This is a genomic window from Streptomyces sp. NPDC056527 (assembly GCF_042794475.1).
Taxonomy (GTDB): domain Bacteria; phylum Actinomycetota; class Actinomycetes; order Streptomycetales; family Streptomycetaceae; genus Streptomyces.
Map to the genome: position 1 here is coordinate 46,325 of NZ_JBHTTQ010000042.1, position 15,444 is coordinate 61,768.

Below are 15,444 nucleotides of genomic sequence, written 5' to 3' on the forward strand. Positions count from 1 at the left end.
GGGGCTGAGGGGCACCTATGGGACTCGAAGAGAAGCTGCCGAGCGGCTTTCTGCTGACGACGGTCGAACAGGCCGCGGGCTGGGTGCGCAAGGCGTCCGTCTTCCCCGCGACCTTCGGCCTGGCCTGCTGCGCCATCGAGATGATGACGACCGGCGCGGGGCGGTACGACCTGGCGCGCTTCGGCATGGAGGTCTTCCGCGGATCTCCGCGCCAGGCCGACCTGATGATCGTGGCCGGGCGCGTCAGCCAGAAGATGGCGCCCGTCCTGCGGCAGGTCTACGACCAGATGCCCAACCCCAAGTGGGTCATCTCCATGGGGGTTTGCGCGTCTTCGGGCGGAATGTTCAACAATTACGCGATTGTGCAGGGCGTTGACCACATTGTTCCGGTTGACATCTATTTGCCGGGGTGCCCGCCGCGCCCGGAGATGCTGATGGACGCGATTCTCAAGCTCCACCAGAAGATCCAGACCTCCAAGCTCGGCGTGAACGCGGAGGAAGCGGCCCGCGAGGCGGAGGAAGCGGCGCTCAAGGCCCTGCCGACCATTGAGATGAAGGGTCTGCTCCGGTGAGCGACGAAACTCCGAACCCCGAGAAGGAGCTCTCCGAGCAGAACCTGCCCGGGCAGCGCGGGGAGCACGGTGAGGAGGTCCGCGTCCAGCGCGGGATGTTCGGCGCCAACAACGGCGGCGACACCTCCGGCTACAGCGGCCTCGTCCGCTCCGTACGCCTCCCCGGCGCGGCCGCCCGCCCCTACGGCGGCTGGTTCGACGAGGTCGCCGACGAGCTCGAGGGCGCCCTCGACGAGCAGGGACTCCTGCCGGAGAACGCGATCGAGAAGACCGTCGTCGACCGGGACGAGCTGACCTTTTACATCGCCCGCGAGCACCTCGTCCGGGTCGCCCGCACCCTGCGCGACGACCCCGCCCTGCGCTTCGAGCTCTGTACGGGCGTCTCCGGCGTCCACTACCTCGGCGACAAGGGCCGCGAGCTGCATGCCGTGTACCACCTGCGCTCGCTCACCCACGGCCGGCTGATCCGGCTGGAGGTGTCCGCCCCGGACGCCGACCCGCACATCCCGTCGCTCGTCGCGGTCTATCCGACCAACGACTGGCACGAGCGCGAGACGTACGACTTCTTCGGCATCGTCTTCGACGGCCACCCCGCCCTCACCCGGATCATGATGCCGGACGACTGGCAGGGCTTCCCGCAGCGCAAGGACTACCCCCTCGGCGGCATCGCCGTCGAATACAAGGGCGCCCAGATCCCGGCTCCTGACCAGCGGAGGTCGTACAGCTGATGAGCACCGAACATGCCTCCGCACGCGAGACCACCGAAGGCACCGTCTACACGGTCACCGGTGGCGACTGGGAAGAGGTCGTCGAGTCCGCCGCCAAGGCCGACGACGAGCGGATCATCGTCAACATGGGTCCCCAGCACCCGTCCACGCACGGCGTGCTGCGGCTGATCCTGGAGATCGACGGCGAGACCGTCACCGAGGCCCGCTGCGGAATCGGCTACCTCCACACCGGCATCGAGAAGAACCTCGAGTTCCGGACCTGGACGCAGGGCACCACCTTCGTCACGCGCATGGACTACCTCACCTCGTTCTACAACGAGACGGCGTACTGCCTGGGCGTCGAGAAGCTGCTCGGCATCACCGACCAGATCCCGGACCGCGCCAGCGTCATCCGCGTCCTCCTCATGGAGCTCAACCGGCTCTCCTCCCACCTGGTGTGCATCGCCACCGGCGGTATGGAGCTGGGCGCGACCACGATCATGATCTACGGCTTCCGGGACCGCGAGATGATCCTGGACCTGTACGAGCTGATCACCGGCCTGCGCATGAACCACGCGTTCATCCGCCCCGGCGGCCTCGCCCAGGACCTCCCGCCCGGCGCCGTCGACGCCGTGCGCGAGTTCGTGAAGACCATGAAGAAGAACCTGCCGGAGTACGACAAGCTCGCCACCGGCAACCCCATCTTCAAGGCCCGTATGCAGGACGTCGGCTACCTCGACCTCAGCGGCTGCATGGCGCTCGGCGCCACCGGACCGATCCTGCGCTCCGCGGGCCTCCCGCACGACCTGCGCAAGACGGACCCGTACTGCGGCTACGAGAACTACGAGTTCGACATCCCGACCGCCGACACCTGCGACTCCTACGGCCGCTTCCTCGTCCGCCTGGAGGAGATGCGGCAGTCGCTGCGGATCGTCGAGCAGTGCCTCGACCGGCTGGAGCCCGGCCCGGTCATGGTCGGCGACAAGAAGATCGCCTGGCCCGCGCAGCTCGCGCTCGGCCCGGACGGACTCGGCAACTCCCTCGACCACATCAAGAAGATCATGGGCACCTCCATGGAGGCCCTGATCCACCACTTCAAGCTCGTCACCGAGGGCTTCCGCGTCCCCGCCGGACAGGCGTACGCGGCCGTCGAGTCCCCCAAGGGCGAGCTCGGCGTGCACGTCGTCTCCGACGGCGGCACCCGCCCCTACCGGGTCCACTTCCGCGACCCGTCCTTCACCAACCTGCAGGCCATGGCGGCGATGTGCGAGGGCGGCCAGGTCGCCGACGTCATCGTCGCCGTCGCGTCCATCGACCCCGTGATGGGAGGCGTCGACCGATGACGGACGGACAGACCAGTCTCGGGATGCCCCAGCTCCCCGCCCCCGACTACCCGGCCGAGGTACGAACCCGGCTGGAGGCGGACGCCAAGGAGATCATCGCCCGCTATCCGGGGTCCCGCTCCGCGCTCCTGCCGCTGCTGCACCTGGTGCAGGCGGAGGAGGGCCATGTGACCCGTACCGGCATGAAGTTCTGCGCCGAGATCCTCGGCCTGACCACCGCCGAGGTCACCGCGGTCGCCACCTTCTACACGATGTACCGGCGCAAGCCCTCCGGCGACTACCAGGTCGGGGTCTGCACCAACACGCTCTGCGCGGTCATGGGCGGCGACGCCATCTTCGAGGAGCTCAAGGAGCACCTCGGCGTCGGCAACAACGAGACGACCGAGGACGGCAAGGTCACGCTGGAGCACATCGAGTGCAACGCGGCCTGCGACTTCGCGCCCGTCGTGATGGTCAACTGGGAGTTCTTCGACAACCAGACGCCCCAGTCCGCCAAGAAGATCGTCGACGACCTGAGGGCCGGCCGCCCGGTCGAGCCGACGCGAGGCGCGCCGCTGTGCACGTACAAGGAGACCGCGCGCATCCTGGCCGGCTTCCCCGACGAGCGCGAGGGGGCCGTCGAGGCCACCGGAGGGGCCGGCCCGGCCTCGCTCGTCGGGCTGCGACTGGCCAAGGGCGAGACCCCGCACCACAAGATCGTCCACCCGCGCGGCGAATCGGCCAGTGGGGAGGGGGAGTGATGACCTTGGCAGCCGAGATCAACAACAGCAGCCCCGAGAAGCTTCTGGCGCCGGTCCTCTCGGCGTTCTGGGACCAGCCCAACGCCTGGACCCTGGAGACGTACAAGAGGCACGAGGGGTACGAGGGTCTGAAGAAGGCCCTCGCGATGACGCCCGACGACCTCATCGCGTACGTCAAGGACTCCGGCCTGCGCGGCCGTGGCGGCGCGGGCTTCCCCACCGGGATGAAGTGGCAGTTCATTCCGCAGGGCGACGGCAAGCCGCACTACCTCGTCGTCAACGCCGACGAGTCCGAGCCGGGCACCTGCAAGGACATCCCGCTCCTCTTCGCCAACCCGCACTCCCTCATCGAGGGAATGATCATCGCCTGCTACGCGATCCGCTCCGAGCACGCGTTCATCTACCTGCGCGGCGAGGTCGTGCCCGTCCTGCGCCGCCTGCACGAGGCGGTGCGCGAGGCGTACGACGCCGGCCTCCTCGGCCGGAACATCCTCGGCAGCGGCCTGAACCTCGACATCACCGTGCACGCGGGCGCCGGCGCGTACATCTGCGGCGAGGAGACCGCGCTGCTCGACTCGCTCGAAGGACGGCGCGGCCAGCCCCGGCTCCGTCCGCCCTTCCCCGCGGTCGCCGGTCTGTACGCCTGCCCCACCGTGGTGAACAACGTCGAGTCCATCGCCTCCGTTCCCGCGATCCTCAACCGGGGCAAGGACTGGTTCAAGTCGATGGGCAGCGAGAAGTCCCCGGGCTTCACCCTCTACTCGCTCAGCGGGCACGTCGCCTCGCCGGGCCAGTACGAGGCCCCGCTCGGGATCACGCTGCGCCAGCTCCTCGACATGAGCGGCGGCATGCGCCCCGGGCACCGGCTGAAGTTCTGGACCCCGGGCGGCTCCTCCACCCCGATGTTCACCGACGAGCACCTCGACGTCCCGCTGGACTACGAGGGCGTGGGCGCGGCCGGCTCGATGCTCGGCACGAAGGCGCTCCAGTGCTTCGACGAGACCACCTGTGTGGTCCGCGCGGTGACCCGGTGGACCGAGTTCTACGCCCACGAGTCCTGCGGCAAGTGCACACCCTGCCGCGAAGGCACCTACTGGCTGGTGCAGTTGCTCCGTGACATCGAGGCGGGGAAGGGCGTGATGTCCGACCTCGACAAGCTCAACGACATCGCCGACAACATCAACGGCAAGTCGTTCTGCGCGCTCGGCGACGGCGCGGCCTCCCCGATCTTCTCCTCGCTGAAGTACTTCCGCGAGGAGTACGAGCAGCACATCACCGGCCGGGGCTGCCCCTTCGACCCGGCCAAGTCGACCGCCTGGGCGGACAACCACAAGGAGGTGACGGCATGACGGTCACCACGGCCGGCCCCGCGGGCGGCGGTTCCCCGGCGGTACCGCCGGAGGACATGGTCACGCTGACCATCGACGGCGCCGAGATCTCCGTCCCCAAGGGGACCCTGGTCATCCGCGCCGCCGAGCAGCTCGGCATCGAGATCCCGCGGTTCTGCGACCACCCGCTCCTCGACCCGGCCGGCGCCTGCCGGCAGTGCATCGTCGAGGTCGAGGGCCAGCGCAAGCCGATGGCGTCCTGCACCATCACCTGCACCGACGGCATGGTGGTGAAGTCGCAGCTGACCTCGCAGGTCGCCGAGAAGGCCCAGCACGGCGTGATGGAGCTGCTGCTCATCAACCACCCGCTCGACTGCCCTGTCTGCGACAAGGGCGGCGAGTGCCCGCTGCAGAACCAGGCGATGTCCCACGGGCAGTCGGAGTCCCGCTTCGAGGGCCACAAGCGGACCTACGAGAAGCCGGTACCGATCTCGACCCAGGTGCTGCTCGACCGCGAGCGGTGCGTCCTCTGCGCGCGCTGCACCCGGTTCTCCAACCAGATCGCCGGCGACCCGATGATCGAGCTGGTCGAGCGCGGCGCCCTCCAGCAGGTCGGCACCGGCGAGGGCGACCCCTTCGAGTCGTACTTCTCCGGGAACACGATCCAGATCTGCCCGGTCGGCGCGCTGACCTCGGCGGCGTACCGGTTCCGCTCCCGCCCCTTCGACCTCGTCTCCTCGCCGAGCGTCTGCGAGCACTGCGCGGGCGGCTGCGCCACGCGTACGGACCACCGGCGCGGCAAGGTCATGCGGCGGCTCGCGGCCGAGGACCCGGAGGTCAACGAGGAGTGGGTGTGCGACAAGGGGCGGTTCGCCTTCCGGTACGCGCAGCAGCGCGACCGGCTGACGACCCCGCTCGTACGGAACCCCGAGACCGGTGAGCTGGAGGCCGCCTCCTGGCCCGAGGCCCTGGAGGCGGCGGCCCGCGGGCTCGTGCGCGGCCGCACCGGAGTCCTGGCCGGCGGGCGACTGACCGTCGAGGACTCCTACGCGTACGCCAAGTTCGCCCGGGTCGCCCTCGACACCAACGACGTCGACTTCCGGGCCCGCGTCCACTCCAGCGAGGAGGCCGACTTCCTGGCCTCCACCGTCGCCGGGCGCGGACGCGACCTGGACGGCAGCGGAGTCACGTACACCTCCCTCGAAGCCGCCCCGGCGGTGCTGCTCGTGGGCTTCGAGTCCGAGGAGGAGGCCCCCGGCGTCTTCCTGCGGCTCCGCAAGGCCTGGCGCAAGAGCGGCCAGAAGACCTACGCGCTGGCCTCGCACGCGACCCGCGGCCTGGTCAAGGCGGGCGGCACGCTCCTTCCGGCCGCTCCCGGCACGGAGACCGAGTGGCTGGACGCCCTCACCTCCCGGGTCGGCCTCGACGAGGCCGGCACCCACGCGGCCGAGGCGCTGCGCAAGGATGGCGCGGTCATCGCCGTCGGCGAGCGGCTCGCCGCCGTGCCCGGCGGACTGACCGCGGCCGTCCGGACGGCGACGGCGACCGGCGCGATGCTGGTGTGGATCCCGCGGCGGGCGGGCGAGCGCGGCGCGCTCGAAGCCGGCGCCATCCCGACGCTGCTGCCCGGCGGCCGCCCCACGACCGACCCACGCGCGCGTGAGGAGGTCGCGGCCGCCTGGGGCGTGCGCGAACTCCCGCACGGCTACGGCCGCGACACCGGCCAGATCGTCGAGGCCGCGGCCACCGGCGAACTGGGCGCGCTGCTCGTCGGCGGCGTCGAGGTCCGCGACCTGCCCGACCCGGCACGCGCGCGTGAGGCGCTCGACGCGGCCTTCGTGGTCTCCCTGGAGCTTCGGCCCAGCGAGGTCACCGAGCGGGCGGACGTCATCCTCCCGGTCGCCGCGGTCGCCGAGAAGCCCGGCACCTTCCTCAACTGGGAAGGCCGGGCACGGCTCTTCGAGGCCGCGCTGAAGCCCGAGCAGATGACCCGGACGCTGCCGCCGGCGGACGCGCGCGTGCTGCACATGCTCGCCGACGCCCTCGACGCGCACCTGGCCCTGCCCGATCTGCGCGCGATCCGCCGGGAGCTGGACCGGCTCGGCGGCTGGGAGGGCGAGCGGGCCTCCGAGCCCGTCGAGCCCGCACAGGCCGCGCCCCGGCCGGGCGAGGGCGAGGCGGTCCTCGCCGGACACCGGCTCCTGCTCGACCTGGGCCGTCTCCAGGAGGGCGACTCGGCCCTGGCCGGCACCCGCCACGCGGCCGTCGCCCGGCTCTCGGCCGCCACGGCCGCCGAGACCGGAGTCAAGGACGGCGACCTCCTCGCCGTCACCGGCCCGGCCGGCTCGACCCGACTGCCGCTCCAGGTCACCGAGATGCCCGACCGGGTGGTCTGGCTCCCGCTGAACTCCACGGCGGGCGGTGTCCTCTCCGACACCGGCGCCCACCCGGGCGACCTGGTCCGCATCGGCGCGGCGGTTTCGACGGAGGTGCAGGCATGAACACGCTGCTCGCTGCTGAAGACCTCTCCATGTTCGGGACCGACCCCTGGTGGCTCGTCGCGATCAAGGCCGTCTTCTGCTTCGCCTTCCTGATGATCACCGTGCTGTTCTCCATCGTGTGGGAGCGCAAGGTCGTCGCCTGGATGCAGCTGCGCGTCGGACCCAACCGGCACGGACCCTGGGGTCTCCTCCAGTCCCTCGCGGACGGCATCAAGCTGATGCTCAAGGAGGACGTCGTCGTCAAGCGCGCCGACAAGGTCGTCTACATCCTCGCGCCGATCATCGCCGCCGCCCCCGCGTTCATGGCCATCGCCGTGATCCCGTTCGGTCCGGCCGGCAACGAGGTCTCGATCTTCGGCCACCGCACCTCGATGCAGCTCACCGACCTGCCGATCGCCATGCTGTACGTGCTGGCCATCGCCTCGGTCGGCATCTACGGCATCGTGCTCGCCGGCTGGTCCTCCGGCTCGACGTACCCGCTCCTCGGCGGTCTGCGCTCCTGCGCGCAGATGATCTCCTACGAGATCGCCATGGGCGCCGCGTTCGCCTCCGTCTTCCTCTACTCCGGGTCGATGTCGACCTCGGCGATCGTCGAGGCGCAGGCGGACCGCTGGTTCATCGTCCTGCTGCCGGTCTCGTTCATCATCTACGTCGTCACGATGGTCGGCGAGACCAACCGCGCCCCGTTCGACATGCCGGAGTCCGAGGGCGACCTCGTCGGTGGCTTCAACACCGAGTACTCCTCCATCAAGTTCGCGATGTTCATGCTCGCCGAGTACGTGAACATGGTGACGGTCTCCGCCGTCTCCGTGACGCTCTTCCTCGGCGGCTGGCGCGCCCCGTACCCGATCTCCACCTTCTGGGAGGGCGCGAACCACGGCTGGTGGCCGATGCTCTGGTTCGTCCTCAAGGTGCAGCTGCTGCTCTTCTTCTTCATCTGGCTCCGCGGCACCCTGCCCCGCGTCCGCTACGACCAGCTGATGAAGCTCGGCTGGAAGGTCCTCATCCCGGTCTCGGTGCTGTGGCTGATGCTCGTCGCCACCGTCCGCGCGCTGCGCAACGAGAACGTCGCCTTCCAGAACATCGTGCTGTACGTCGCCGGCGCCGTCATCGCCGTCCTCCTCCTCTCCTTCATCGCGGACATGTTCCGCGACGGGAGGGCCAAGGCGGCCGAGGTCGAGGACGAGCGCCCCTTCGATCCGATGGCCGGCGGCTTCCCCGTACCGCCCAAGCCCGGACAGTCCCTGCCGCCCGTACCCCGGCGCAGGCCCCGGCACGACCGGGACCTCGTTGTCAGTGGTGGCCCCGATACTGCTACTGCGAGTGAGGGAAAGGAGACGGACGGTGTCTGATTTCCAGAATCCGGTGGCCGGCTTCGGCGTGACCTTCAAGGCCATGTTCAAGAAGCGGCTGACCGAGCAGTACCCGGAACAGCAGAAGACGACCGCTCCGCGCTTCCACGGCCGGCACCAGCTCAACCGTCACCCCGACGGCCTCGAGAAGTGCGTCGGCTGCGAGCTCTGCGCCTGGGCCTGTCCCGCGGACGCCATCTATGTGGAGGGCGCGGACAACACCGACGAGGAGCGCTACTCCCCGGGTGAGCGGTACGGCGTCGTCTACCAGATCAACTACGCCCGCTGCATCCTGTGCGGGCTGTGCATCGAGGCCTGCCCCACGCGGGCGCTGACGATGACCAACGAGTTCGAACTGGCCGACTCCTCCCGCGAGAACCTGATCTACACCAAGGAGCAGCTCCTCGCGGGCCTGGAGGAGGGCATGGTCGACTCGCCGCACGCCATTTTCCCGGGGATGGACGAGCAGGACTACTACCGGGGTCTGGTCACGGAGGCCGCGCCGGGCACGGTCCGTCAGGTCGCCACCTCCAAGGGGGAGAAGGGCGAACCGGAAGAGGTGGACGCATGAGCACCACCCTTGCCGCCTACACGACGTCGAGCGGCGAAGCGTTCCAGTTCTGGGTCCTCGGCACCGTCGCCGTCATCGGCGCCCTGTGCACGGTCCTGATGAGGAAGGCCATGCACAGCGCGCTCTGTCTGGCCGGCACGATGATCGTCCTGGCGGTCTTCTACCTCGCCAACGGCGCGTACTTCCTCGGCATCGTCCAGATCGTCGTCTACACCGGCGCGATCATGATGCTGTTCCTCTTCATCGTCATGCTGGTCGGTGTCACGGCCGCGGACTCGTTGAAGGAGACCATCAAGGGGCAGCGCTGGTGGGCCGCAGCCTGCGGGCTCGGTTTCGGCATCCTGCTGATCGCCGGCATCGGCCAGGCCGCCCTGACCGAGTTCAACGGACTCGGCGCGGCCAACAGCGCGTACGGCGGAAACGTGGAGGGCCTCGCCGCCCTCATCTTCACCAAGTACGTCTTCGCCTTCGAGATCACCGGCGCCCTGCTCATCACCGCGGCCGTCGGCGCGATGGTGCTCACCCACCGCGAGCGCACCGAACGGGCCCGCACCCAGCGGGAGCTGTCCGAGCAGCGCGTGCGCGAGGGCAAGCACGTGCCGCCGCTGCCCGCGCCGGGTGTCTACGCCCGGCACAACGCGGTGGACATCGCCGGTCTGCTGCCCGACGGCACGCCCGCCGAGCTGACCGTGATGCAGACGCTGCGCAAGCGCGGCCAGATCCGCGACGTGTCCACCGAGGCACTGGCCGACCTCAAGGCGCTGGAGCAGCGCTCCGAGGAGCGGCTCGGCCGGGACCGGGACGAAGAGGAGGCCTCGCGGTGAACCCCGTCAACTATCTCTATCTCGCCGCCCTGTTGTTCACCATCGGTGCGGCCGGGGTGCTGATCCGGCGCAACGCGATCGTCGTCTTCATGTGCGTGGAGCTGATGCTCAACGCCTGCAACCTCGCGTTCGTCGCCTTCTCCCGGATGCACGGCAACCTCGACGGCCAGATCATCGCCTTCTTCACGATGGTCGTCGCCGCCGCGGAGGTCGTGGTCGGGCTCGCGATCATCGTGTCGCTGTTCCGTTCCCGCCACTCGGCCTCGGTCGACGACGCCAGCCTGATGAAGCTGTGAGGGGCTGAATCGTGGAGAACCTGATTGCGCTGCTCATCGCGGCGCCCCTGCTGGGAGCGGTCGTCCTGCTGTGCGGCGGGCGGCGCCTGGACAAGGCCGGGCCCGTGCTCGGCACGCTGCTCGCGGCCGTCTCCTTCGTCATCGGCGTCGTGCTCTTCGCCGACATGCTCGGCAAGAGCGCGGACGACCGGGCCATGTTCCAGCACCTGTACACCTGGATCCCCGTCGAGGGCTTCCAGGCGGAGATGGCCTTCCAGCTCGACCAGCTGTCGATGACGTTCGTGCTGCTGATCACCGGTGTGGGCTCGCTGATCCACGTGTACTCGATCGGGTACATGGAGCACGACGAGCGCAAGCGCCGCTTCTTCGGCTATCTCAACCTGTTCCTCGCGGCGATGCTGCTCCTCGTCCTCGCCGACAACTACCTGCTGCTGTACTTCGGCTGGGAGGGCGTCGGTCTCGCCTCGTACCTCCTGATCGGCTTCTGGCAGCACAAGCCCAGCGCGGCCACCGCCGCGAAGAAGGCCTTCCTGGTCAACCGGGTCGGCGACATGGGCCTGTCGATCGCCATCATGATCATGTTCACCACCTTCGGGACCTTCGCCTTCGGGCCGGTCCTGGAGTCGACCGGTGAGACGAGCGAGGGCACGCTGACGGCGATCGCCCTGATGCTGCTCCTCGCGGCCTGCGGCAAGTCGGCCCAGGTGCCGCTGCAGTCCTGGCTCGGGGACGCGATGGAGGGCCCGACGCCGGTCTCGGCCCTCATCCACGCGGCCACGATGGTCACCGCCGGTGTCTACCTCATCGTCCGCTCCGCCGACATCTTCAACGCCGCTCCGGACGCGCAGCTCGTCGTCACCGTGGTCGGCGCCGTCACGCTCCTCTTCGGTGCGATCGTCGGTTGCGCGAAGGACGACATCAAGAAGGCGCTGGCCGGCTCGACGATGTCGCAGATCGGCTACATGATCCTGGCGGCGGGCCTCGGCCCCATCGGCTACGCCTTCGCGATCATGCACCTGGTCACGCACGGCTTCTTCAAGGCCGGGCTGTTCCTCGGCGCCGGTTCGGTCATGCACGGCATGAACGACGAGGTCGACATGCGGCGTTACGGCGGCCTGCGGAAGTACATGCCGATCACCTTCGTCACCTTCGGTCTCGGTTATCTCGCGATCATCGGCTTCCCGGGCCTGTCCGGCTTCTTCTCCAAGGACAAGATCATCGAGGCGGCCTTCGCCAAGGGGGGCACCGAGGGCTGGATCCTCGGCGCGGTCACCCTGCTCGGCGCGGCCATCACGGCGTACTACATGACCCGCGTGATGCTGATGACCTTCTTCGGCGAGAAGCGCTGGCAGCCCGACGAGAAGGGCGAGCTGCCGCACCCGCACGAGTCCCCGAAGTCGATGACCGTCCCGATGATCCTGCTGGCCTTCGGGTCGGTGTTCGCCGGCGGCCTCTTCTCCATCGGCGACCGGTTCGTGACGTGGCTGGAGCCGGTGACCTCGTTCGAGCACGGCCACCCGCCGATCAGCGCGGGAGCCATCACCTCCGCCACGGTCGCCGTCATGGTCATCGGCGTCGGGATCGCCTACCTCCAGTACGGGCGCAGGCCCGTCCCGGTCACCGCGCCGCGCGGCTCGCTGCTCACCCGGGCCGCCCGCCGCGACCTGCTCCAGGACGACTTCAACCACGCCGTCTTCGTGACGGGCGGCACGCACCTCACGCGCTCGCTCGTCTACGTCGACCACACCCTGGTCGACGGGGTGGTCAACGGCACCGCGGCCTCCGTCGGCGGCCTGTCCGGCCGGCTGCGCAAGCTGCAGAACGGCTACGCCCGCACGTATGCGGTCTCCATGTTCGGAGGTACTGCGGTGCTGATCGCCGCGACCCTGCTGATGAGGGCGGTGTAACCGATGTCGCAAGCAGTCAACGCGGGCTTTCCGATTCTGACGGCGACGGCAGCGGTGCCGGCGATCGGCGCGATTCTCACCGCCGCCGTCCCCGCCGCCCGCCGCACCGCCGCCAAGTGGCTGGCGCTGCTCGTCTCACTCGTCACCCTGGTCCTCGCCGTCGTCGTGCTCGTCGACTTCGAGCCCGGCGGCGACCGCTACCAGTTCGTCGAGTCCTACTCCTGGATCAAGGACTTCGGGGTCCGCTACGAACTGGGCGTGGACGGCATCGGGGTGGCGCTGATCGCGCTCACCGCGCTGCTGATCCCCTTCATCATCCTGGCCGGCTGGCACGACGCCGACCCCCTGGAGACGAAGTCCAGCCGCTGGCGGCCGACCCAGGGCTTCTTCGCCCTGATCCTGATGGTCGAGGCGATGGTGATCCTCTCCTTCGAGGCCACCGACGTCTTCCTCTTCTACATCCTGTTCGAAGCCATGCTCATCCCGATGTACTTCCTCATCGGCGGCTTCGGCGACCGGGCGCACGCCGGGTCGGACGAGAACGCGGCGGCCCAGCGTTCGTACGCGGCGGTCAAGTTCCTGCTCTACAACCTGGTCGGCGGCCTGATCATGCTGGCCGCCGTCATCGGTCTGTACGTCGTCGCCGGGAACTTCTCCCTCACGGAGATCGCCGAGGCGCGGGCGTCCGGACAGCTGGAGATGGCGACCAACACCGAACGGCTGCTGTTCCTCGGCTTCTTCTTCGCCTTCGCGGTGAAGGCTCCGCTGTGGCCGCTGCACACCTGGCTGCCGAACGCGATGGGGGAGGCGACCGCACCGGTCGCCGTGCTCATCACCGCGGTGGTCGACAAGGTCGGCACGTTCGCGATGCTCCGCTTCTGCCTCCAGCTCTTCCCCGAGGCGTCGAAGTGGGCGACCCCGGTGATCATCGCGCTCGCGCTCGTCAGCATCGTCTACGGGGCGCTGCTCGCGGTCGGCCAGCGGGACATCAAGCGCCTGGTCGCGTACGCCTCGATCTCGCACTTCGGCTTCATCATCATGGGCATCTTCGCGATGACCAGCCAGGGACAGAGCGGCGCGACGCTCTACATGGTCAACCACGGCATCTCGACCGCCGCGTTGATGCTCGTCGCCGGCTTCCTGATCTCCCGGCGCGGCTCGCGGCTCATCGCCGACTACGGCGGTGTGCAGAAGGTCGCCCCGGTGCTCGCCGGCACCTTCCTGATCGGCGGTCTGGCGACCCTCTCGCTGCCGGGCCTCGCGCCCTTCGTGAGTGAGTTCCTGGTCCTGGTCGGCACGTTCGCCCGGTACCCGGTGGCCGGCATCATCGCCACCACCGGCATCGTCCTCGCCGCGCTCTACACCCTCGTCCTGTACCAGCGGACGATGACGGGCCCGGTCGTGACGGAGGAGGTCCGCACGATGCCGGACCTGCGGGTGCGGGAGCTGGTCGTGGTCGCCCCGCTGATCGCCCTGCTGATCTTCCTCGGGGTGTTCCCGAAGCCGCTGACGGACATCGTCAACCCGGCCGTCAGCCACACCATGTCCGACGTCCAGCAAAAGGACCCCCAGCCCGAAGTGGAGGCGGCCAAGTGAGTGCATCCGCCGTCGCGCCCGCCGTCCACAGCCTGTGGACGACGGCTGCCGAGCCGTTGAACAAGATCCCGGCACCCCACATCGAGTACGTCCAGCTCTCGCCCGTACTCATCGTGGTCGGCGCCGCGGTCCTCAGCGTCCTGGTCGAGGCCTTCGTGCCCCGCAAGGGCCGATACCAGAGCCAGGTGTTCCTCAGCGTCCTTGCGCTCGTGGCCGCCTTCGCCGCGATCGTCGGCCTGGCCGCCGGGGGTTACGGCTCCACGAAGGCCCACATCGCGGCCATGGGGGCCATCGCCGTCGACGGCCCGGCGCTCTTCCTGCAGGGCACCATTCTGCTGGCCTCGATCGTCGCGGTCTTCACCTTCGCCGAGCGCCGGCTCGACCCGGCCGACCACGGCCACAAGGTCGACTCCTTCGCCGCCGAGGCCGCCGCCGTTCCCGGCAGCGACCAGGAGAAGGCCGCGGCCAAGGCCGGATTCACCACCACCGAGGTGTTCCCGCTGGCGCTGTTCGCCATCGCGGGGATGCTGGTCTTCCCCGCGGCCAACGACCTTCTGACGCTCTTCGTCGCCCTGGAGGTCTTCTCCCTGCCGCTGTACCTGCTCTGCGCCGTCGCCCGCCGCAAGCGGCTGATGTCGCAGGAGGCGGCGGTCAAGTACTTCCTGCTCGGCGCCTTCTCCTCGGCGTTCCTGCTCTTCGGGATCGCCCTGCTCTACGGCTACGCGGGCTCCGTCTCGTACGCCACCATCGCCGACGTCGTCGACGGCTCGGTCACCTCGATGAACCCGGCGCTCGCCGACACCATGGGCAACGACGTCCTGCTGCTCATCGGCTTCGCCCTGGTCCTGACGGGGCTGCTCTTCAAGGTCGGCGCCGTGCCGTTCCACATGTGGACCCCGGACGTCTACCAGGGCGCGCCGACGCCCGTCACCGGCTTCATGGCGGCCGCGACGAAGGTCGCCGCGTTCGGCGCGCTGCTGCGTCTGCTGTACGTGGTGCTGCCGGGGCTCACCTGGGACTGGCGGCCGGTCATGTGGGGCGTCGCCATCGTCACGATGCTGGGCGGCGCGATCGTCGCGATCACCCAGACCGACATCAAGCGGCTGCTCGCGTACTCCTCCATCGCGCACGCGGGCTTCCTGCTGGCCGGTGTCATCGCCGCCACGCCCACCGGCATCTCCTCGGTGCTGTTCTACCTGGGCGCCTACTCCTTCGTGACGATCGGCGCCTTCGCGGTCGTCACGCTGGTACGGGACGCGGGCGGCGAGGCGACGCACCTGTCCAAGTGGGCGGGCCTGGGCCGCCGTTCGCCGCTCGTGGCCGCGGTCTTCGCGGTCTTCCTGCTCGCCTTCGCCGGCATTCCGCTGACCTCCGGATTCTCCGGCAAGTTCGCGGTCTTCACGGCGGCGGCGGAGGGCGGCGCGGGCGCGCTGGTCGTCGTCGGTGTCATCTCGTCGGCGATCGCGGCGTTCTTCTACATCCGCGTGATCGTGCTGATGTTCTTCAGTGAGCCGAAGGCGGACGGCCCCACCGTCGCCGTGCCCTCGGGCTTCACGGCCGCCACGATCACGGTCGGCGTCGTCGTGACGCTGGTGCTCGGCCTCGCGCCGCAGTACTTCCTGGACCTGGCGGGCCAGGCGAGCGTGTTCGTGAGGTAGTCCGCTCCGACGCCGTCAGGGCCCGGTCCCCGCTCGCGCGGGGGCCGGG

13 protein-coding genes are annotated in these 15,444 nt (G+C 69.4%); all 13 read left to right on the top strand.

Going from position 1 to position 15,444, the window contains the following annotated elements:
- Nucleotides 1-17: 17 nt before the first annotated feature.
- Genes ACFQ7Q_RS20940 through nuoN form a run of 13 tightly spaced genes read left to right on the top strand, consistent with a single transcriptional unit; the run spans nt 18 to nt 15,395 of the window.
- The gene (locus ACFQ7Q_RS20940; RefSeq protein WP_003998928.1) at nt 18-572 is read left to right on the top strand and encodes an NADH-quinone oxidoreductase subunit B family protein; all 555 of its coding nucleotides are present in this window, start codon (nt 18-20) and stop codon (nt 570-572) included.
- Entirely contained in the window at nt 569-1,300 is a 732-nt protein-coding gene (locus ACFQ7Q_RS20945) for an NADH-quinone oxidoreductase subunit C (protein WP_383557308.1), read from the top strand. Before ACFQ7Q_RS20940 ends, ACFQ7Q_RS20945 begins: the two co-directional genes overlap by 4 nt.
- The gene (locus ACFQ7Q_RS20950) at nt 1,300-2,622 is read left to right on the top strand and encodes an NADH-quinone oxidoreductase subunit D (protein WP_376433511.1); all 1,323 of its coding nucleotides are present in this window, start codon (nt 1,300-1,302) and stop codon (nt 2,620-2,622) included. Before ACFQ7Q_RS20945 ends, ACFQ7Q_RS20950 begins: the two co-directional genes overlap by 1 nt.
- Entirely contained in the window at nt 2,619-3,362 is a 744-nt protein-coding gene (gene nuoE, locus ACFQ7Q_RS20955) for an NADH-quinone oxidoreductase subunit NuoE (RefSeq protein WP_383557312.1), read from the top strand. Before ACFQ7Q_RS20950 ends, nuoE begins: the two co-directional genes overlap by 4 nt.
- Nucleotides 3,362-4,711 carry an NADH-quinone oxidoreductase subunit NuoF gene (gene nuoF, locus ACFQ7Q_RS20960; protein ID WP_383557315.1) on the top strand — a complete coding sequence of 450 codons (1,350 nt, stop codon included), beginning with the start codon at nt 3,362-3,364 and terminating at the stop codon, nt 4,709-4,711. The genes nuoE and nuoF overlap by 1 nt, the downstream gene beginning before the upstream one ends.
- Complete coding sequence (locus ACFQ7Q_RS20965; RefSeq protein ID WP_383557317.1) at nt 4,708-7,191, top strand: NADH-quinone oxidoreductase subunit G; 2,484 nt, start codon at nt 4,708-4,710, stop codon at nt 7,189-7,191. Before nuoF ends, ACFQ7Q_RS20965 begins: the two co-directional genes overlap by 4 nt.
- Nucleotides 7,188-8,543 carry an NADH-quinone oxidoreductase subunit NuoH gene (gene nuoH, locus ACFQ7Q_RS20970; protein WP_383557319.1) on the top strand — a complete coding sequence of 452 codons (1,356 nt, stop codon included), beginning with the start codon at nt 7,188-7,190 and terminating at the stop codon, nt 8,541-8,543. The genes ACFQ7Q_RS20965 and nuoH overlap by 4 nt, the downstream gene beginning before the upstream one ends.
- Entirely contained in the window at nt 8,536-9,114 is a 579-nt protein-coding gene (nuoI, locus tag ACFQ7Q_RS20975) for an NADH-quinone oxidoreductase subunit NuoI (RefSeq protein ID WP_383557322.1), read from the top strand. Before nuoH ends, nuoI begins: the two co-directional genes overlap by 8 nt.
- Nucleotides 9,111-9,938: an NADH-quinone oxidoreductase subunit J gene (locus ACFQ7Q_RS20980; RefSeq protein WP_383557325.1), complete on the top strand. Its 828-nt coding sequence runs from the start codon at nt 9,111-9,113 to the stop codon at nt 9,936-9,938. The genes nuoI and ACFQ7Q_RS20980 overlap by 4 nt, the downstream gene beginning before the upstream one ends.
- Complete coding sequence (gene nuoK, locus ACFQ7Q_RS20985; RefSeq protein WP_069927518.1) at nt 9,935-10,234, top strand: NADH-quinone oxidoreductase subunit NuoK; 300 nt, start codon at nt 9,935-9,937, stop codon at nt 10,232-10,234. Before ACFQ7Q_RS20980 ends, nuoK begins: the two co-directional genes overlap by 4 nt.
- Nucleotides 10,235-10,245: 11 nt before the next feature.
- On the top strand, nt 10,246-12,141 hold the full coding sequence (gene nuoL, locus ACFQ7Q_RS20990; protein WP_383557328.1) for an NADH-quinone oxidoreductase subunit L: 1,896 nt from the start codon (nt 10,246-10,248) through the stop codon (nt 12,139-12,141).
- A gap of 3 nt (nt 12,142-12,144) precedes the next feature.
- Nucleotides 12,145-13,737, top strand: coding sequence for an NADH-quinone oxidoreductase subunit M (locus ACFQ7Q_RS20995; RefSeq protein ID WP_383557331.1), 1,593 nt, complete (start codon nt 12,145-12,147; stop codon nt 13,735-13,737).
- Nucleotides 13,734-15,395 (top strand): NADH-quinone oxidoreductase subunit NuoN, encoded by a 1,662-nt coding sequence (gene nuoN / locus ACFQ7Q_RS21000; protein ID WP_383557334.1) that lies wholly within the window; start codon nt 13,734-13,736, stop codon nt 15,393-15,395. The genes ACFQ7Q_RS20995 and nuoN overlap by 4 nt, the downstream gene beginning before the upstream one ends.
- Nucleotides 15,396-15,444 lie beyond the last annotated feature (49 nt).

What these genes read in the sequence shown, in the direction of transcription:
- nuoH (WP_383557319.1), top strand. Translation starts at nt 7,188, where the DNA reads ATGAACACGCTGCTCGCTGCTGAAGACCTCTCCATGTTCGGGACCGAC.
- ACFQ7Q_RS20965 (WP_383557317.1), top strand. Translation starts at nt 4,708, where the DNA reads ATGACGGTCACCACGGCCGGCCCCGCGGGCGGCGGTTCCCCGGCGGTA.
- ACFQ7Q_RS20980 (WP_383557325.1), top strand. Translation starts at nt 9,111, where the DNA reads ATGAGCACCACCCTTGCCGCCTACACGACGTCGAGCGGCGAAGCGTTC.
- ACFQ7Q_RS20940 (WP_003998928.1), top strand. Translation starts at nt 18, where the DNA reads ATGGGACTCGAAGAGAAGCTGCCGAGCGGCTTTCTGCTGACGACGGTC.
- nuoF (WP_383557315.1), top strand. Translation starts at nt 3,362, where the DNA reads ATGACCTTGGCAGCCGAGATCAACAACAGCAGCCCCGAGAAGCTTCTG.
- ACFQ7Q_RS20995 (WP_383557331.1), top strand. Translation starts at nt 12,145, where the DNA reads ATGTCGCAAGCAGTCAACGCGGGCTTTCCGATTCTGACGGCGACGGCA.
- ACFQ7Q_RS20950 (WP_376433511.1), top strand. Translation starts at nt 1,300, where the DNA reads ATGAGCACCGAACATGCCTCCGCACGCGAGACCACCGAAGGCACCGTC.
- nuoE (WP_383557312.1), top strand. Translation starts at nt 2,619, where the DNA reads ATGACGGACGGACAGACCAGTCTCGGGATGCCCCAGCTCCCCGCCCCC.